Source organism: Luteolibacter pohnpeiensis, assembly GCF_016595435.1.
GTDB classification, from domain to species: Bacteria; Verrucomicrobiota; Verrucomicrobiia; order Verrucomicrobiales; family Akkermansiaceae; genus Luteolibacter; species Luteolibacter pohnpeiensis.
Map to the genome: position 1 here is coordinate 114504 of NZ_JAENIJ010000004.1, position 15771 is coordinate 130274.

Genomic DNA, 15771 nt, shown 5'->3' on the forward strand with positions numbered 1-15771 from the left:
TCCGAGAAATCCATTGCCAACCCCCATCTTCAGTTCCTACCATTCTCCCAGCATGAAAAAACTCCTCGTCATTGCCTCCACCATGGTCGCCCTCTGCGGCCTTGCTGCAGCGGATATCCAAGCGCCTCCAGGATCTCAATACACCGCTACCCGCAAATTGGGCCGGGCTGTCAGCAACATCCTTTACGGTTTCATGGAAATCCCTGAGCAAATGGTCCGCAAAACCGACGACTACGGCCGCAAAGCTGGCTGGTCCTACGGTGTCGTGGACGGCACCAGCCGCGGACTTCGCCGCCTTGGCTACGGCTTCTACGAGCTCGTAACCTTCACTTGCCCAACCTACCGCGGCACTTTCCGCCCTCCTTACGAAAAGTGCGGCTTGGATAACCGGATCGAAATGAACGTGAAAGACGGTCTTTCCGAATTCCCACCAGAACTCGGACCTGAGACTTACTACACGCACACCCGCTCCCAAGGCTACTAATCAACTGATTTAGAAAGTTTTTCAGGAATCCCGGCAACGCTCGTCGTTTGCCGGGATTTTTTTGCGCTCAAAGCTCGTCCCGAATTTCAAGAGTCCAACTAGACGACCCACTTCGCGCATCCAGTAAACTCGAAAGTCGCTAGGCTTTTTTGCCATTCCACTTTTTCCACGGCGGAGTCTTCGGCTTCCAGGTCGATGCGGGCAATTCGTCATCGAATTCCGATCTCTGGCCGATTCCGCGCATCAACGAGCTGATTTCCTTTGCTTCTTCAAGCAACTCCATCATCCGCTCCGCCTTCAATCCTGGCTCCCTCAGCGCCGCTTTTACCGCAGCATCCCGCTTGTGCAACACTGTCGCCGATAACAAGGCAAGCGCATGCTCCGCCGCCTGCATGCCATCGTCCGGCGCGCCTTCGAGACCAATCGGATCTTTCAACAAGGCCAAACGATCCTTTTCCGGCAGCCCGCCGATAAAGGCATTCACCGCCGCGCTGGATCGTGGATCCGGTGCCACCGCGAGAATTTTCTCCAACAACGGCACCCCTTCCAACCAGCGGCTGGCCTCATGCAAGGTCTCGAATTGCTCCGCCAGGAAATGCTGTGCGGGGCCGGAAGACAGCGCCAGGTGAGAAATCCACGAAACGATCCGATGCATTGGCGTCGGTTCCGCCTGCTGTTGCGAATCCGGAACATCCGGCGACTCAGCTGGCGCACGGCGATCCGCCTGTTTTTTCGCTTGGGCAATCGCCTGCCTCAAGGCCGAGGAAGACAATTGAAGATGGGAAGCAACCACATTGATCTGATGATCCCGCGCCACCGGATCGCTCATTGCGGCCAACAAATTCGCACAGTCATTCACCACGACAGCGCGCTCGGCCGCCGAATCCAAATCGCCGTTTTTCCGCGCACGCTTTAGCTTTGCTTCAAAGAAATCGTCAGCATTTTCCAGCAAGCGACGAAATGCCTCAACCCCATGCGCGCGCAGAAATGAATCTGGATCATCCCCGCTCGGCAGTTGCACCATTTTCACCGAAAGCCCTTCGGCCACCAATTCACCAAAAGCCCGCTGGGATGCGGCAATCCCCGCCCCATCGCCATCGAAGCACAGCAGCACTGCCTTCGTATAGCGCTTCAACAACCTTGCGTGCTGCTGAGTGCATGCGGTGCCACTGGTTGCGATTGCCTGCTCGACCCCAGCTTCGTGGCAGCAAATGGCGTCCAATTGCCCTTCGCAAAGCAAGGCCGACTTTTCCTTCAAGATCGCCTTTCTCGCCCGATCCAACCCAAATAGGATGTTCGATTTTCGGAAAATCGCGGTCTCGATCGAGTTGATGTATTTTCCACCCGGCTGGGCCTCGTTCAGCTTCCGCGCCGTGAACGCCACCACGTCGCCGATCTCGTTCGAAATCGGAAACATCAGCCGATCCCGGAACCGCACATAAACTCCCGCGCGAGGATTTCCTTCCGCCTTGAGACCAACCAGCCCGCCTTCCAACAACTCGCGGCCGGTGTATTTCTGCTCCCTCGCCCAATCTAAAAATACTTTCGGATTTTCCGGCATCCATCCCACCTGCCAGCGCTTCGCCATTTCCGGACCAAATTCACGCGATTTCATGTAGGCCCGGGCATGAGCGGCCGCCGGATCCTTCATCAGCAAGCGGTGGAAAAACGCCGCCGACTCGCGGTGCAGATCCAGCAATCGCCCACGCGCCCGACGCGCCCTCTCTTCCTGCGGGTTCGATTCCGTCTCAACGACCGTAATTCCCGCCCGCTGTGCCAATCGCTGCACCGCATCTGTGAACGGTAAATTTTCGTATTCACGAATGAACGCAATCGCGTCCCCCCCCTTTCCACAACCGAAGCAATGGAAAGTCTGGCGGTGCGGATTGATCGTAAAAGACGGCGTCTTTTCGTTGTGAAACGGACACAGCGCCTTGAACTGCGAACCCTGCCTCTTAACCGGAATGTATGACCCGATGAGCTCGGCGATATCCGTCGCGAGCAACACCTGTTCAACCGTATCCTTGGGAATTTGAGCCATCCGAATGCGCCGTGCGCCAACCTAAGCCGAAGCCCCGGTGGGATGAAGTCGAAATCGAAATCAGGTCACGATTTATAAATCCGACCTGATCGCATCGATTTGCTTGCAAACCCGACCTCCTCCCCGTAATTCTCCCGCCCGGTCGACTTCGGAATTCCCAAAGTCCTGCCAACAAGCGCGCTTAGCTCAGTGGTAGAGCACATCCTTCACACGGATGGGGTCGCAGGTTCAATCCCTGCAGCGCGCACCATTTTTGATTTCCGAAAACTTTATGGAAATCGGTTTTTCCTTTTTCGAATCACATCCGAAGGGCATCGATTGGATCGAGTGAGGCGGCGCGGCGGGCTGGGTAAATTCCGAATACGACGCCGATGAGGACGGAAACAATCACGGAAAATAGGACCGAACTGGCGGTGACGACCGTGGGAAGATTGGTCAGGGAGGTGATGATGCCCGGGATTCCCAAGCCAACCAAAACTCCTGTCAGGCCACCGACCAGTGAAATCACCACGGTCTCGACTAAAAACTGGGAGACGATGTCGACACGTCGCGCCCCGAGGGCCCGTCTCACGCCGATCTCGCGGGTGCGCTCGGTCACGGTGGCAAGCATGATGTTCATGATGCCGATCCCTCCGACCAGCAAACTGATCGCGGCAATGGAGCCGATGATGACGTTGAACAAGCGCTGGGTTTTCCTCGCCTGCGCCAACAGTTCCAGCGGCACGACGATGCGAAAATCATGATCCGCGTGGGTGTGATCCATCAATGATTCGATCGACTCGCCGATCGCGGAGACGTGCTGCGTGCCGGTGGTTTGGACTACGAGTGTGTCATATTGCGTCCTGCCATAGATGAAGCTGGTGACTCGCGCGCGGGCGGTGTTGATTGGCAAGTAAAGGATATCGTCGCGCGCGACCGTTTCTGCCCCCTCTTTGCCTTCATCTTCAACTTCGCTGGCACCGGGACTATACTCGCCAACAATCGTGTAATAATCGCCTTCGATTCTAACAAACTCACCAACCGCACTGCCAAAGGGGAAAAGCTTGCGGCGCAGCGATGGCGAAATCACGCAGACCGGCATCGCCCGCTCCAATTCCAGTTGTGTGAAAAAGCGGCCCTCGATGCGTTGAATGTTCCGAATCTCCGGGCATTCCGGCCAAGTGGCGTGGAGGATGGCTCGCTGTCTGGAGGAAGCGCTCATCACTTCATCAGTCCGCTCAGTTTCCGGATGCACACGAATGACGTTAGGAATCGTATTGGTGATGCGCGCGCGATCCGCCTCGGTGAGTCCGTATTTTTGCGTCCAGAGCGGAGGTTTGGAGCCGGTCTGGAGCGGATTGTCCGGTTCGCGTGGAGGCTCGACGCTTTCCAAAATGATGTTGGAACTGCCGAGACTTGCGATCGATCGACTCGCCTCCTGCGAAGCACCCTCGCCCACCGCCAGCATGGCAATCACCGAGCCGACGCCGAAAACGATGCCGAGCATCGTGAGGCAGGAGCGCACTTTGTGCAGTAGGAGGTTCTTCACTCCGAGCGAAAGAGTGCGATGGAAACGCAGGATCACGGTGATGGATTAGACCGGAGTTTTATAAGTGGTGCGCTGGATTTGGCCGTCTTTCATGTGGATGACCCGATCCGCCCTCGCGGCCACGTGCTCATCGTGGGTCACCATGACAATGGCGCGGCCTTCGGCATGAAGATTGTCCATCATCGCAAGTACGTCTTCTTCCGTAGCAGAGTCGAGATTGCCCGTCGGTTCGTCGGCGAGAATGGTTAGCGGTTCATTGACCAATGCTCTGGCGATGGCGACGCGTTGTTGCTGGCCACCGGAAAGCTGCTTCGGGCGATGATCAAATCGACCACTCAATCCCACCATCGCGGCAAGCTCCTTGCAGCGTTGCAATGTTTCCGGCGTTTCGTTGCCTTGATAATAAAGTGGGACGGCAATGTTCTCCAGCACCGTCAGCTGCGGAATGAGATTGTAGGATTGAAAAATAAAGCCCAGGCGCTTTCCGCGGACTCGCGATAGCGTGTCGTCATCCAGTTTCGACACATCATCACCACCGAGGTGGTAACTGCCACGTGTCGGCCGATCCAGGCAGCCGAGGAGATTGAGCAAGGTGGACTTTCCTGAACCGGATGAGCCCATGATCGCGAGATACTCACCCGGTGCGACATCGAGATCGATCCCAGCCAAGGCAGCCACCGTTTCGCCGCCGAGGGTGTAAATTTTTTCCAACCCCCGGATACGGATGACGGGATCCATGGCAACGCCGTCTGTTAGATCAAGCATCTGGCAGAGCGGCGGCGACGATATCCTGGCCATGACTTGCGTTGTCAGCCGGGGACGCACGCACCAGAAGATCGTCAGGGATACTGGTCACGGAAGGTGGCGCAAGCACCACTTGATCGCCTTTTTCCACACCGCTGAGAATCTCAACAAAGTCGCTGTCGAACAACCCAAGTTGCACTTCAACGGGCACATCCTTGCCGTGGTTGTGAATGAAGCAGAACTGGCGATCCTCAATGCCAACCACACTTTGCAGTGGCACCTTGATCACGTTTTGCAACTCCGCGACCAGAACCTCGACGCGTGCGGTAACTCCGGGTTTGATATCGGGGATTGAGTCATTGAGTACGACTTCCGCTTTATAAACCCGATTGCTTGGATTGCTGTCCTGGGAAGGCTCAGGCATGGTCGCTACGGATTGAACCTCACCTTCGAAACGTTGTCCTGGCAATGCATCGATGTGAACATATGCCTTCATGCCCGGCTTGATGAGGCTGATTTGATTTTCGTAAATATTGACCGGCACCTGCATCTTCGAGACATCCGGCAATGAAATCAAAGTCTGGCGCTCGCGCACATTGCTTCCCTCTTCGATCGGCTCCTGGCGCCAGTTTTGCGCCTTTTCGTAAACCACGAGTCCTGATTGCGGAGCGTAAATTTTGGTGTGTTTCCGCGCTTCTTTGAGATCCGCCAGATTGGACTCACGCAGCTCTTGGGTTTCGCGAATCGATGTGAGTTGCATCTTCGCTTTTTCCAAGGAGGTCTCGTTCTGACGGCGAGTGCGCTCCAGACGGATTTTGGCATTTTCCTCGTTCGCCTCTAACTGGCGAAGCTTTTGTGGATAATCAAATTTGGTAAGCAGCCGCAGATCTTCGCGCGCGGATTGGAGCTCGATATCCCGGCGCTGCACGACCAGCTGATCGGCGATCAACTCCGCGGAAGTGGCATATCCTTTTTCTTCCAACTTGCGCGTGCCGTCGAGGCGATCCTGCGCACGCCGCAGTTCTTCCGTAGCGAGGGTGATGGTGGATTCAGCCTTTTTGCGAAGCTGTGGCCATTCACCTTCGCGATATTTCAAGAGATTCTGTTTTGCGAATTCCAAGGCAAGCTCGGTATCATTCAAGCGAATGATATTTTCACTTTCGATGGTGCCGACACGCTCCTCGGATTCAGCAACCTGCGTCACGCTCTGTTGATAAGAAATCTCCGCTTGATTCAGGCGATTCTCAATATCTTCAGAATCCAGCTCGATCAGCAAATCCCCCTTTTTTACAAATGAACCTTCCTTGATCAGCGAGATGATTCTCGTCTGACCTGGCACTTCGTTGCGGACAGTGACTTCGTTCACTGCCTCAAGCGAACCGCCGGTAGGGAGGGCGATGGTAAAATCACCGGGCTCGGCTTCGACGTAAGCACCGCCAGTGCGAGATTTCGCATGGGTCGGATCACCGGCAGTACCAAGCCAGATGCTGGCGGCCACCACCGTAACTCCAACCGGGACGAGAATCCGAGGTCGGAACAGTTTTTTGAGTGAGTCACGTTTCATCATGATGCCTCTTTTGGGGACGTTTCCTGGAACAACTCGTCAGGTGTAACGAGCTCCTGTTGGGTGTCGTCTACGGGGGGAGTCGGAGAAATATTTCGGGAATCCGTACCTTTTGGATTTTGCGTCCAGAAATCCGAATCATTCGGATCAAAAACTCCGAGGTTATGGAGAAAATTGAGCCGTGTCAGATGGTAATCGATCAGTGCGGATGTCAGTGCATTTCGTGCGGTCAGCTGATCATTCCGCGCCTCCAAGAGATCGCGGGTTTCGGCACGATCCGCTTCTAACAAAAGATTCGTTGCCTCCACGCGCTGGTTCGCGAGTTGCAGGGCGTTTTTCTGAATTTCAAAACTCTGACGTGCCAATTCCAAGCCACGCAATCCTTCCCGCAAGTTCGAATTCATCTGATCCAGCGCGAGTGAGAGCTGACGCAGCTGGCGATCGAAATTGATCTCGGCACGCCGGAACGAGTTCCGCGCATCCATGTTATCCAATGGCAAATCGAGATCGATGCCGATCCGGGTGCGATAAATATCCGGATTGAAATTCGAATAGGAGGTTCTGCCGTTACTACCGCGACTGCTGAGATTCGCGCTGGCGAAAAGATTGAGTCCGGGTTTGAAAGCATCTGCCGCGACTTCGATGCGACGCTTTGCATCTTCGAATCGATCAATCTCATTCAAGAAATCTAGTCGATCATCCACGGCCAAATCCAAGGCTTGCTGCGGACTCAATGAAACTGCCGGTAGGCCTGCTTTTTCCAAAGTGCGCAGCACATTGTCATCAATCGTGATCTCATCCCCGATCGGAATGCCAAGGGTCAGCTTGAAATCGTCGATCCGATTTCGATAGGAATTCACGGCGACGATATAGCGGTTCCGTGCCCGAAGCTCGTCCTGGCGTGCTTGATCAACCTGGAATCGAGGCAACCGGTCCTTTGCCAATTCGGTCGCCCGTTCGGTGAAAGCGATGATATTGCGATAGTTCGAATATTCATTTCGAACTCGATCCTTCTCCTGCAAGATCCGGCAATAATCGGTGATGATACTGAGTGCCGTCGCTTTTTGATATCTCGTGAATGATCGGATGGCATAACTCACATCGCGTTCACTTTGGGTGAGATTTTCTGTGGCGACTTTGCCTCTACCTCTCAGTAAAGGTTGGGTCAGTGTTGCTGAGAAAAATCCGGTAGTCGGCGCATCGCCGCCACCTAGATAAAAGCGGAAAATATCCTGCGCGACATCGACCGCCAGAGTGCCTCCGGTTTTGAATAGCTGATCAAATCCCGCACGGCTTCGGATGCTCCCCTGCTGGGATTCATCACGCGCCACTCCATCCCCCGCGCGTTGCGTCACCGTATCGAGTGCAGCCTCAGAGCTGGCACCAAATTGCGGCGTAAAATTGTAGCGCGCACGGGTGAGCGCGAGCCCCGTGAGATAAAGATTTTCCTTTTCGGTCTGATACTCACGGCGGTGCAGCACAAACAGATTCAGTGCATCATCCAGATCAATGTGACGGGCCGCAGTATCCTTGCGCGAGTTGATGATCGAAATCGCCTCAATCTCTTTCGGATCTTTCGCCGAATGCGGCGTGTTGATATCAAACTCGACCTTCTTACCAAAGAGCATGAGTTCCTTCTTCTCCAAAATTCCATAGACATCATCATCCGCTTTCTTCGACCAATATGAGGTTCGACAAGCCGGCAGCGACGCACCAATCACCACCCCTGAGACGAGTAACGGTCTGAAGGCGGAGAATGAGAATCTTGAGAGAATCGGCATGAAGCACAGGAGGGAAATCCCCCATCCTACGCCCGCCAAAGCCGCTGTTTATCACAAGCGATCGAATTGACACGATATCACACTTTTGACAACATGCCATCGCTTCCCATGAAGCCATGTTTGCAGCCACGATTCACGATGAACCAAATAGCCAAAGATTCGACTCATCCTACCAGGCCATTCGCTCTATATCTACTGATAGGCTGCATTTTCTGCATCAGCCCACTCTTCTGGTTTTGGTTTAGGGCAGCTTATGAACTGATCGAGAATATGCCGTACACCTTTAAGCTGGGCAGCTATATCATCGAGTTTACCCTGAGCTTTCGCTATCCCTTCCTGATCACCTGCATCGTCACCTCTATCTTACTGATCATGTCGCGAAATTTCGGACGCTACTTGGCTTCATTCATCGCGGTGTGGCTCATAGGCCTGTCAGTGATTGGAATAGGCATGTATTGCTCAGACAATTTCAAGACAGCGGCGCCTCTGGCTCCACCGATTCATGAGCTTTCCTTATTCGCCTTTTTAACCATTCCTGCCGTCATAATCATCCTCTTGGTGTTTCATCGCTCGGTATGCGACTACTTCGATCAAGTCTTGGAAGGACAGAATGATCAAAATCCGACAAGCAAACGGTAACGTCAGCTCTCGGATCGCCGCAGATGGCGGCTCCAAAATTGAAAGCATCTCCGGGGCCTCACTTCGCGAGGTGCGCTATCGAAAAATACTACATCCCCCGTAGTGACGCTTCAGCCGAACGCTTTCAGGAAGCCGACTTCGATGGCGAGCGGCTCAAATGCATTCGTCTCCAGCGTGCGGCGCAAGGCATCCAGCGCTTCCATCCGCTGCAGCAGCTTCGTCTCGTTCTCCGCTTCCGCGATCGGTGCGAGAACGCTTGCGGAATCCGGGAAATCGAGCCCGCCAGACTTCACCTTCAACCGCATCAAATCGGCCATCCAGGCGGTCAGCACGTCGAACAAGCGAGTCCGCGAGTCGAGGTATTCCACTTCCGCAGCGGCTTTGTGAAAGGCTTCCCGCTCTTTCAACCAAGCTCCATCAGTCGCATCGCGATAAGCCGCAGTCTCCTCCTTCTCCGCTGCCTTTGCGGTGGCATCCGCTTCCTGACGGCACTGGGCGAGGAATTCAGAAAAGACCCCTTTTAAATGCAACGCGGCGATTGGAGTTCCAAATCCTTTTACGGCGGCGCGGTTCAGCGCGTTGACCAAATCTTCCCCTCCGTCAGCCAACAATGCCCGGCCGCCAAGTAGCGGCAATCTCACGCAACGGGAAACGATGGTCGTGAGGAGTCGCTGCGGATTGGCCGTCAGCAAGAGCAAGAGGGTGTTACGCGGCGGTTCTTCCAGCGTTTTGAGAAACGCATTCGCCGCCTGATCATTCATCCGGTCCGCATCGACAATGACACCGACTTTGAATGCCCCACCCGGCGCGGCCAGATGCAGCGTGTGTTCCAGATTCCGGATTTCATCCACACCGACCCTTCTCGACTTCATGCGCGGCCGGATCACCCGGACCCAACCACTTTCCAGATCATCCAGTGGTGGCACTTCCACCGCGACCGGGTCACCAAATAAATCCGCCCCTGCATCCTTCGCTCCATTCACATGCTGGATCAGGCGTGCTGCCAACTCCTCCTTGCCACTCCCCGGCGCACCGCTGATCAAAAATGCGTGCGCCAGCCTGCCGCGCTCGTGCGCAGCACAAATCATCTCAAATGCCCGGTCCGACGTGTATGCCATCTCCCCGCCATCCTTTCCAGACAGGCCCACTCGCGCAACCCGGAATGTTCGCTGGACACAAGCTCGTCCCGCTTCCAACGTCCAGCCATGAGCACCACCCAACTCTTCGCCGAGCGTGGCGATAAAGCGCAAATCGAAGAAGGCGCGGCATTTGCCCCGAAATTCGACGCCGACGGCCTGATCCCGGCCATGGCGATGGACGCGACCACCAAAGAGCCACTCATGCTCGCCTATATGAATGAAGAATCCCTGCGCCGGACTCTCGAGCTGGGCGAAGCGGTTTACTGGTCACGTTCCCGCAAGGAATACTGGCACAAAGGCGCAACCTCCGGCCACGTGCAAAAAATCGTCGAAATCCGCACGGATTGCGATCAAGACGCACTGGTTCTCTACGTCGAACAAGTCGGCGCGGGTGCCTGCCACACCGGCCGCGGCTCCTGTTTTTACCGCAGTGTCGACGCTTCCGATCTCGCCAGCGGTGCCAAATTGACCTTCAATAGCAAGGACCGCGCCTTCGATCCCGAATCCGTTTACGGCAAACATTGAGAAAAAAGGTCGCATCTGGAGTAATTTCGCGGTTGCAATTATAAAGTTCATCCGCTAGCTCTCCCGCCCCGCACGACTCGGCACGATGCCCGTGTGGACCACCGCATCTAATTTTCGTCAGAAAGAGGACCCCATGAGCACCATCATCCAAAAGATCGAACAAGAGCAGTTGAAGAAAGACGTCACGCCTTTCAATGTCGGCGACACCGTCAAGGTTCACTGCCGCGTGGTTGAAGGTGGCAAAGAGCGTATCCAGCTCTTCACAGGCCTCGTCATCGCCAAGTCTGGCACCAGCGTGAACGCAGCTTTCACCGTTCGTAAGATCTCCTACGGCGAAGGTGTTGAGCGGGTTTTCCCAGTTCACAGCCCACGGATCGCTAAAATCGAAGTCGCAACCAAAGGCAAAGTCCGCCGCGCCAAGTTGCACTACCTCCGCAGCCGTGTTGGCAAGCGCGCCCTCATGGTCAAGAGCGCCGACTAATCCGGTCCTCGGAACCATCTTTCAACAAGCGCTCCTCCGTCACCGGTGGGGCGTTTTTTGTTTGGTAGATTCCGAGAACACCATGCCCTCAAACCCGTCGGCATGATTTTGATGACACGAAATAGCCGGAACTTCACGGATTCACGCCTGCCAGGCAAAGAAATCTGGTGAAATCACACTTTTGCATTGCCAGTAAGGTGAGCCGCTCATAAGTTCCGCGCCCCCCGCGAATTTTAACCGTCTAGCAGCAGATGTCCAAGCACAACAGCCTTAAAGCAAGCGCCACCGTTGGCGGAAAACGCTCCGTCCTCAAGCGCTTCGAGCGCGTCAAACTCCTCAAGGAGCGTGGCGAATGGAAATCCGGCCGTTCTCCAATTGGTCTTCCAAAGACCAAGCACGAGGGCTGATTTTTCCGAATTGCGAATTTCATTGATGCGCGGAATCCAGCCGGGTTCCGCGCCTTTTTGCTTTCCATGTTCATCCTGTCATGAGCGCCAACCACGAAGAGGGAACACGCCTCAATAAATACCTGGCGCTTTGCGGCGTTGGCTCCCGGCGCGCCTGCGATGAACTCATTCAAAGTGGACGCATCGAGGTTAATGGGAAGATCTGCCTGAACATGGGCACCCGGATCACCCCGAATGATTACGTCCGCTTCGATGGCAAGCGGGTCACCCCCAAGGAAATCTCCATCGTCGCATTCCACAAACCCCGTGGATTTGTTTGCACCAAGGAAGATGAACTGGGTCGCGAAACCATTTACGATCTACTGCCGGTTGCTTTGCACAACCTTCACCACGTCGGCCGGCTCGACCGGGACTCGGAGGGTTTGCTGATCCTCACCAACGATGGCGATCTCTCACAGCAACTGATGCACCCGTCCAAGTCCGTCGAGAAGGAATACCTGGTCACTGCAAACCAGGCTTTCGAAAACGCTCACTTGGACCAGTTTTTGGCCGGTATTTTCACCGAAGGCGGAAAACTGAAAGCAAAAGCCATTGAGCGACTGTCCCCGCGGCGCATTAAAGTGATTCTCGATCACGGCGCGAAACGCCAGATTCGGGTGATGTTTGAGGCGTTGGGCTATCAAGTGACCAAGCTTCTCCGTGTAAGAATTGGCTCGCTATGGTTAGGCGATTTGGAAGCCGCTCAATATGCGGTACTCAATCCGAAAGAAGTGAGCCTGCTGATGAAAAATCCCAGCAACGAGAAATCCAAAGGCCACACGGAGCCTAAAGACAAACGGCGCGGCCGCTAAGGCCACGCCGATCTTCGATTTTTCATTTTTTCTGGTTCAGTGAGTCTTATCGGTAAGGACTCGACTTAGGGCGGATATCACCACGAGTGCGAGGAAGATGTAGAATAGCGCCTTGGCTACTAAAGCCGCTGCAGCTCCCACCCCAGCGGTGAAGCCCAACAATCCGGCTATCAGCGCCAAAACCAGAAATGTAATTGTCCATTGCAGCATAGAATTCCTTTGGTTATTCCATGAGAGATGGCGCAGATGCTTGGCCAGATTCAGCAATTTCGGGTAATTCACTTTTGATAAATAACTTACATCAAATGCGATTATTCCATGAATGACCGAAAAAGTTGCGATAAGTCGAATTACCCCTCTAAAAAGTGCAATTCGCACGACAACGAGTCCACCTGCAGATTTAGGAAAGACCGAAGGTAACAGCCACGAACGCAACCAGAACCAATACGGCAAGCAGCCACCAATACCATTTCAAGCCACCCTGGGCTTGCTTCCCCCGACCGAATTCACGCTGAACGAAATCTTCGTAGTCGAATTCCTGAGTTTCCCCTAGCCCGTCCATGCTGGGGTCTTGCTCCCAGGAACGGCGCGCTTTTTCACGGCGCTTCGAGCAACCGGGGCAAGGAGTGCCAACTTGCGCCTCAGATCCGCAAGTCGGGCAAATATAACTCATTACCTCAGCCATCGATTCTTCACCCATAGCAGTGAGACGGGTCAACTCCGATGAAAATTCGTCAAAATTAACAAATTCGCCGATTTTTTGTTCTCCAATTCCCCCTTGGCAATTGCACAGACCGCATCGAATCTAGCGGCGCGATGGGAATGACTTTAGCCGCACTGCGGAATCAACTACCTGAAGGAGGTCTTTTTGGCGGCGGCGCATGGCGCTGGTCCCCTGAGCCGTTGAAGCTCACCAAGGCCGAGGTCAGGCAAATGACATCTCTTGGGCATCCACTCTCCAAATTCCAACAAGCGAGTGATGCGCTCTACCGACGCAGCGCTGCAGGCAAGCTCGACCACTGGCTGGCAGAACTTCTCGATGAGGGAAAATCCGACTGGCTGGCGCGGTTGCAGAAAGAACCTGGTCTTGCAGATCAATTCCCACGGGTGATCCGGCCTGATTTGATTCTGACAGATACAGGATTCTCCATGACGGAGCTGGACAGCGTACCTGGCGGGATTGGTGTGACCGCCTGGCTCTCTCAGGTCTATTCCGATGCCGGCTTCGAGGTTCTCGGAGGTTCAAATGGGATGGTGGATGGATTTCGATCACTTTTCCCCGAGGGAGCCACGGTGTTGATTTCCGATGAAGCAGGCGATTATCGCCCTGAAATGGAGTGGATGGTGCGCCAACTTGGAGAAAACTGGAAAACCGCCTCCGCTGAAGAACACGTTCCCTCCGCCGGAGAAAACATTTACCGGTTCTTTGAGTTGTTCGACTGGGAAGCGGTGTCTCATGCCCGCCGCATGGGTGAAATGTCCGCCGCTGGTGAGCTTAACATCACCTCCCCGTTCAAGCCGCATCTGGAAGACAAACTGTGGCTCGCCTTGCTATGGTCTCCCGCGTTGAAAAAAATCTGGGAACAAACCCTGCGCGGCAATCATCTACGGAGGCTGCGGGAAATTGTTCCATTCGGATGGGTGCTGGATCCTACCCCCCTGCCACCTCATGCGGCACTTCCGCGACTCAACGCACATGGCTGGGATGAAGTCGCTGCCTTCAGCCAAAAAGAACGCCAACTGGTTTTGAAAATCAGCGGATTCCACGAAACCGCATGGGGTTCTCGCGGGGTTTATATTGGCCACGACATGCCGTCCGCCGAGTGGTCGGAGCGTCTTACACACGCCCTGGAGCAATCGAGCGAGCAACCTTGGATTTTGCAGGAATTCCGCGAAGGCAGAAGAATCGAGCATCCGGTATTCCGCGAAGATGGCAGTGTGGAGATAATGCAAGCCCGCGCGCGATTGTGCCCATACTTCTTCACGGATCAGAGCGGAAACACCTCATTTGCAGGCTGCCTGGCAACCCTGGTGCCAGCAGATAAAAAGAAAATCCACGGCATGACCGACGGAGTGCTGGTGCCATGCATGGTGGAGTGAGCCTCGCCCGAACGGGCTTTGCTCGCTTGATAAAAAAAGCCCGGTATTGCTACCGGGCTCCATAAAATCAATCTCGCCGAGACGAATTAGACCAATCCAGCTTTCTTCAAGGTCACGAAAGCACCGTTCTTGTTGACGGTCTTCAGTGCGCGTGCGCTGAGCTTAACGCGGACGAAACGGCTGAGTTCTGGAATCCAGATGCGCTTGGTCTGAAGGTTTGGGGAAACCGTGCGCTTCACGACTTTGGTGACGTGGCGACCGATACCGCCTTTTTTCTTGGCCAAACCAGAACGGTGGATCTTACCGCCAGAGCGGACGCGGGTTCCTCGGATGCTGCAAATACGGGCCATAGTAAAAAGAAAGGTTCGTGGTTGGGGGCGCGAAGAATGCCCATGGAACGCGGCGCGTCAAGACGAAACCCGTCCAAACCGTGCAGATTTTTTAAAATTGATCATTCCGCACCTTGGTAAGCCATTTTTCGACATCGCGGAATATGCGATCCTTTTCCTGATCATACATCAGGAGATGGTAGGCTTTCGGGTAGTTGTGATAGGTGACTTTCTCCGGCACGTGGGCAATGAAGCCACGCATATCGGAATCGGTATTGAAAAAATCCTGACCGCCGTGGAGCACAAGCAGCGGAATGTCGATTTTTTCCGCGCAGTCGTTCATGGTATCGATGTTACGGGCGAGCGCGTTCAGCAATCGCAAGGTGTATTCATCGATGTAGTAGGAATTGGTCAGCGACTGCTCCTCGTGGGTGGAAGTCTGGGTCATTTGCACGTCCTTGCCACCGGTCAGGGTTTCCAGGGAAATCCGTGCGGAAGGAACCGTGGCTGCAGCCATGCGGAGTAGCGCGGGTTGCCAGGCCGGAATTCCGTCCTTAAAACGGACTACCGGGGAAGAGAGCACGATCGCATCGCATGGCGGATCATTGCTAGGAGCCTCACTGAGCGCGTGGGCAGCAATCAAACTGCCCATGCTTTCACCGAACCACACGATTTTTGCCCTGGGATGCTGTTTCCGGACCAGCCGGGTGAACGTCTGAAGGTCATTGTACCACTCCTCTGGATCACCGATGTCGCCACGGCGCTCCTTGATCGGATCATTTCCCTGGCCGCGAACCTCATAGGCGTAAAGAGCGGTTTTCGGCTGATTTTTCAGCAAGTGGAGCCCGAGATTTTCATAATCGATCGATGCACCGCAAAATCCGTGAATCCCGATCATCACGATGTCCGGCTCAACCGATGATGAAACCCAATGGCGGTAACCGAACGTTTCGCCAGCAGCGCGCGCCCTTGGATTGTTCACCAAGGTATAGCTTGGCGCACATCCAGATATCAAAACGCCAGCAAATCCCAAGATCGCAAGGCCGTAGCGGAATGACTTAGGGGGTCTCACTTGGTCAAAAAATGGCATGTCAGTCATCAAACGGCAATCCTTGAGCGAATTTTTTAGAGAATTGGCTTTCGGCTCTTAAAAACGAC

General features: G+C 54.6%; 17 protein-coding genes and 1 tRNA gene. 8 read left to right on the forward strand and 10 right to left on the reverse strand.

The genetic code is table 11. The annotated features are described in order from the left end of the window. Positions 1 to 52 precede the first annotated feature (52 nt). Positions 53 to 484, forward strand: a complete 432-nt coding sequence (locus tag JIN85_RS03765; protein ID WP_200267806.1) for an exosortase system-associated protein, TIGR04073 family — start codon at positions 53 to 55, stop codon at positions 482 to 484. Between the two features lie 139 nt (positions 485 to 623). Here the strand turns inward: JIN85_RS03765 and dnaG are convergent, their stop codons facing one another. Further along, positions 624 to 2525, reverse strand: coding sequence for a DNA primase (gene dnaG, locus JIN85_RS03770; RefSeq protein ID WP_200267808.1), 1902 nt, complete (start codon positions 2523 to 2525; stop codon positions 624 to 626). 175 nt (positions 2526 to 2700) lie between these two features. On the opposite strand from dnaG, the gene JIN85_RS03775 reads away from it, so the two are divergent. Further along, a tRNA-Val gene (locus JIN85_RS03775) sits at positions 2701 to 2775 on the forward strand. A 48-nt stretch (positions 2776 to 2823) separates the two neighbouring features. On the opposite strand, the gene JIN85_RS03780 is transcribed toward JIN85_RS03775, so the two are convergent. From JIN85_RS03780 to JIN85_RS03795, 4 genes are read right to left on the reverse strand one after another with little or no spacing between them, the layout of a single operon-like run. Beyond that, a complete protein-coding gene (locus JIN85_RS03780) occupies positions 2824 to 4089 on the reverse strand; it encodes an ABC transporter permease (RefSeq protein ID WP_200267810.1) in 1266 nt (421 codons plus the stop codon). Between the two features lie 9 nt (positions 4090 to 4098). Next, the gene (locus tag JIN85_RS03785; RefSeq protein WP_200267983.1) at positions 4099 to 4791 is read right to left on the reverse strand and encodes an ATP-binding cassette domain-containing protein; all 693 of its coding nucleotides are present in this window, start codon (positions 4789 to 4791) and stop codon (positions 4099 to 4101) included. Positions 4792 to 4810: 19 nt separating this feature from the next. Beyond that, entirely contained in the window at positions 4811 to 6364 is a 1554-nt protein-coding gene (locus tag JIN85_RS03790) for an efflux RND transporter periplasmic adaptor subunit (protein ID WP_200267811.1), read from the reverse strand. Next, entirely contained in the window at positions 6361 to 8142 is a 1782-nt protein-coding gene (locus JIN85_RS03795; protein ID WP_200267813.1) for a TolC family protein, read from the reverse strand. Before JIN85_RS03795 ends, JIN85_RS03790 begins: the two co-directional genes overlap by 4 nt. A 138-nt stretch (positions 8143 to 8280) precedes the next feature. Here JIN85_RS03795 and JIN85_RS03800 point away from each other — a divergent pair, with 138 nt between their 5' ends. Beyond that, complete coding sequence (locus tag JIN85_RS03800) at positions 8281 to 8781, forward strand: hypothetical protein (protein ID WP_200267815.1); 501 nt, start codon at positions 8281 to 8283, stop codon at positions 8779 to 8781. A gap of 110 nt (positions 8782 to 8891) precedes the next feature. On the opposite strand, the gene JIN85_RS03805 is transcribed toward JIN85_RS03800, so the two are convergent. Further along, positions 8892 to 9899, reverse strand: a complete 1008-nt coding sequence (locus JIN85_RS03805) for a hypothetical protein (protein ID WP_200267817.1) — start codon at positions 9897 to 9899, stop codon at positions 8892 to 8894. Between the two features lie 87 nt (positions 9900 to 9986). On the opposite strand from JIN85_RS03805, the gene hisI reads away from it, so the two are divergent. The 4 genes from hisI (at position 9987) to JIN85_RS03825 (ending at position 12184) form a co-directional block, all read left to right on the forward strand. Beyond that, entirely contained in the window at positions 9987 to 10445 is a 459-nt protein-coding gene (gene hisI / locus JIN85_RS03810) for a phosphoribosyl-AMP cyclohydrolase (protein ID WP_200267819.1), read from the forward strand. Positions 10446 to 10578: 133 nt separating this feature from the next. Then, positions 10579 to 10926 (forward strand): 50S ribosomal protein L19, encoded by a 348-nt coding sequence (gene rplS, locus JIN85_RS03815; RefSeq protein ID WP_200267821.1) that lies wholly within the window; start codon positions 10579 to 10581, stop codon positions 10924 to 10926. 251 nt (positions 10927 to 11177) lie between these two features. Next, positions 11178 to 11333, forward strand: coding sequence for a small basic protein (locus tag JIN85_RS03820; protein WP_200267823.1), 156 nt, complete (start codon positions 11178 to 11180; stop codon positions 11331 to 11333). Positions 11334 to 11413: 80 nt separating this feature from the next. Beyond that, positions 11414 to 12184, forward strand: a complete 771-nt coding sequence (locus JIN85_RS03825; protein WP_200267825.1) for a pseudouridine synthase — start codon at positions 11414 to 11416, stop codon at positions 12182 to 12184. Positions 12185 to 12220: 36 nt separating this feature from the next. Here JIN85_RS03825 and JIN85_RS22275 read toward each other — a convergent pair whose 3' ends face one another. Both JIN85_RS22275 and JIN85_RS03835 read right to left on the reverse strand, forming a co-directional pair. After that, positions 12221 to 12562: a DUF1328 domain-containing protein gene (locus JIN85_RS22275; RefSeq protein ID WP_325108178.1), complete on the reverse strand. Its 342-nt coding sequence runs from the start codon at positions 12560 to 12562 to the stop codon at positions 12221 to 12223. Positions 12563 to 12584: 22 nt separating this feature from the next. Then, on the reverse strand, positions 12585 to 12902 hold the full coding sequence (locus tag JIN85_RS03835; protein ID WP_200267827.1) for a hypothetical protein: 318 nt from the start codon (positions 12900 to 12902) through the stop codon (positions 12585 to 12587). 98 nt (positions 12903 to 13000) lie between these two features. Between JIN85_RS03835 and JIN85_RS03840 the strand changes: the two genes are divergently transcribed. Further along, positions 13001 to 14284: a hypothetical protein gene (locus JIN85_RS03840; protein ID WP_234047217.1), complete on the forward strand. Its 1284-nt coding sequence runs from the start codon at positions 13001 to 13003 to the stop codon at positions 14282 to 14284. Between the two features lie 86 nt (positions 14285 to 14370). Here the strand turns inward: JIN85_RS03840 and rpmB are convergent, their stop codons facing one another. Next, the gene (gene rpmB / locus JIN85_RS03845; protein WP_200267829.1) at positions 14371 to 14634 is read right to left on the reverse strand and encodes a 50S ribosomal protein L28; all 264 of its coding nucleotides are present in this window, start codon (positions 14632 to 14634) and stop codon (positions 14371 to 14373) included. 91 nt (positions 14635 to 14725) lie between these two features. Next, positions 14726 to 15685 (reverse strand): alpha/beta fold hydrolase, encoded by a 960-nt coding sequence (locus JIN85_RS03850; protein ID WP_200267831.1) that lies wholly within the window; start codon positions 15683 to 15685, stop codon positions 14726 to 14728. Positions 15686 to 15771 lie beyond the last annotated feature (86 nt).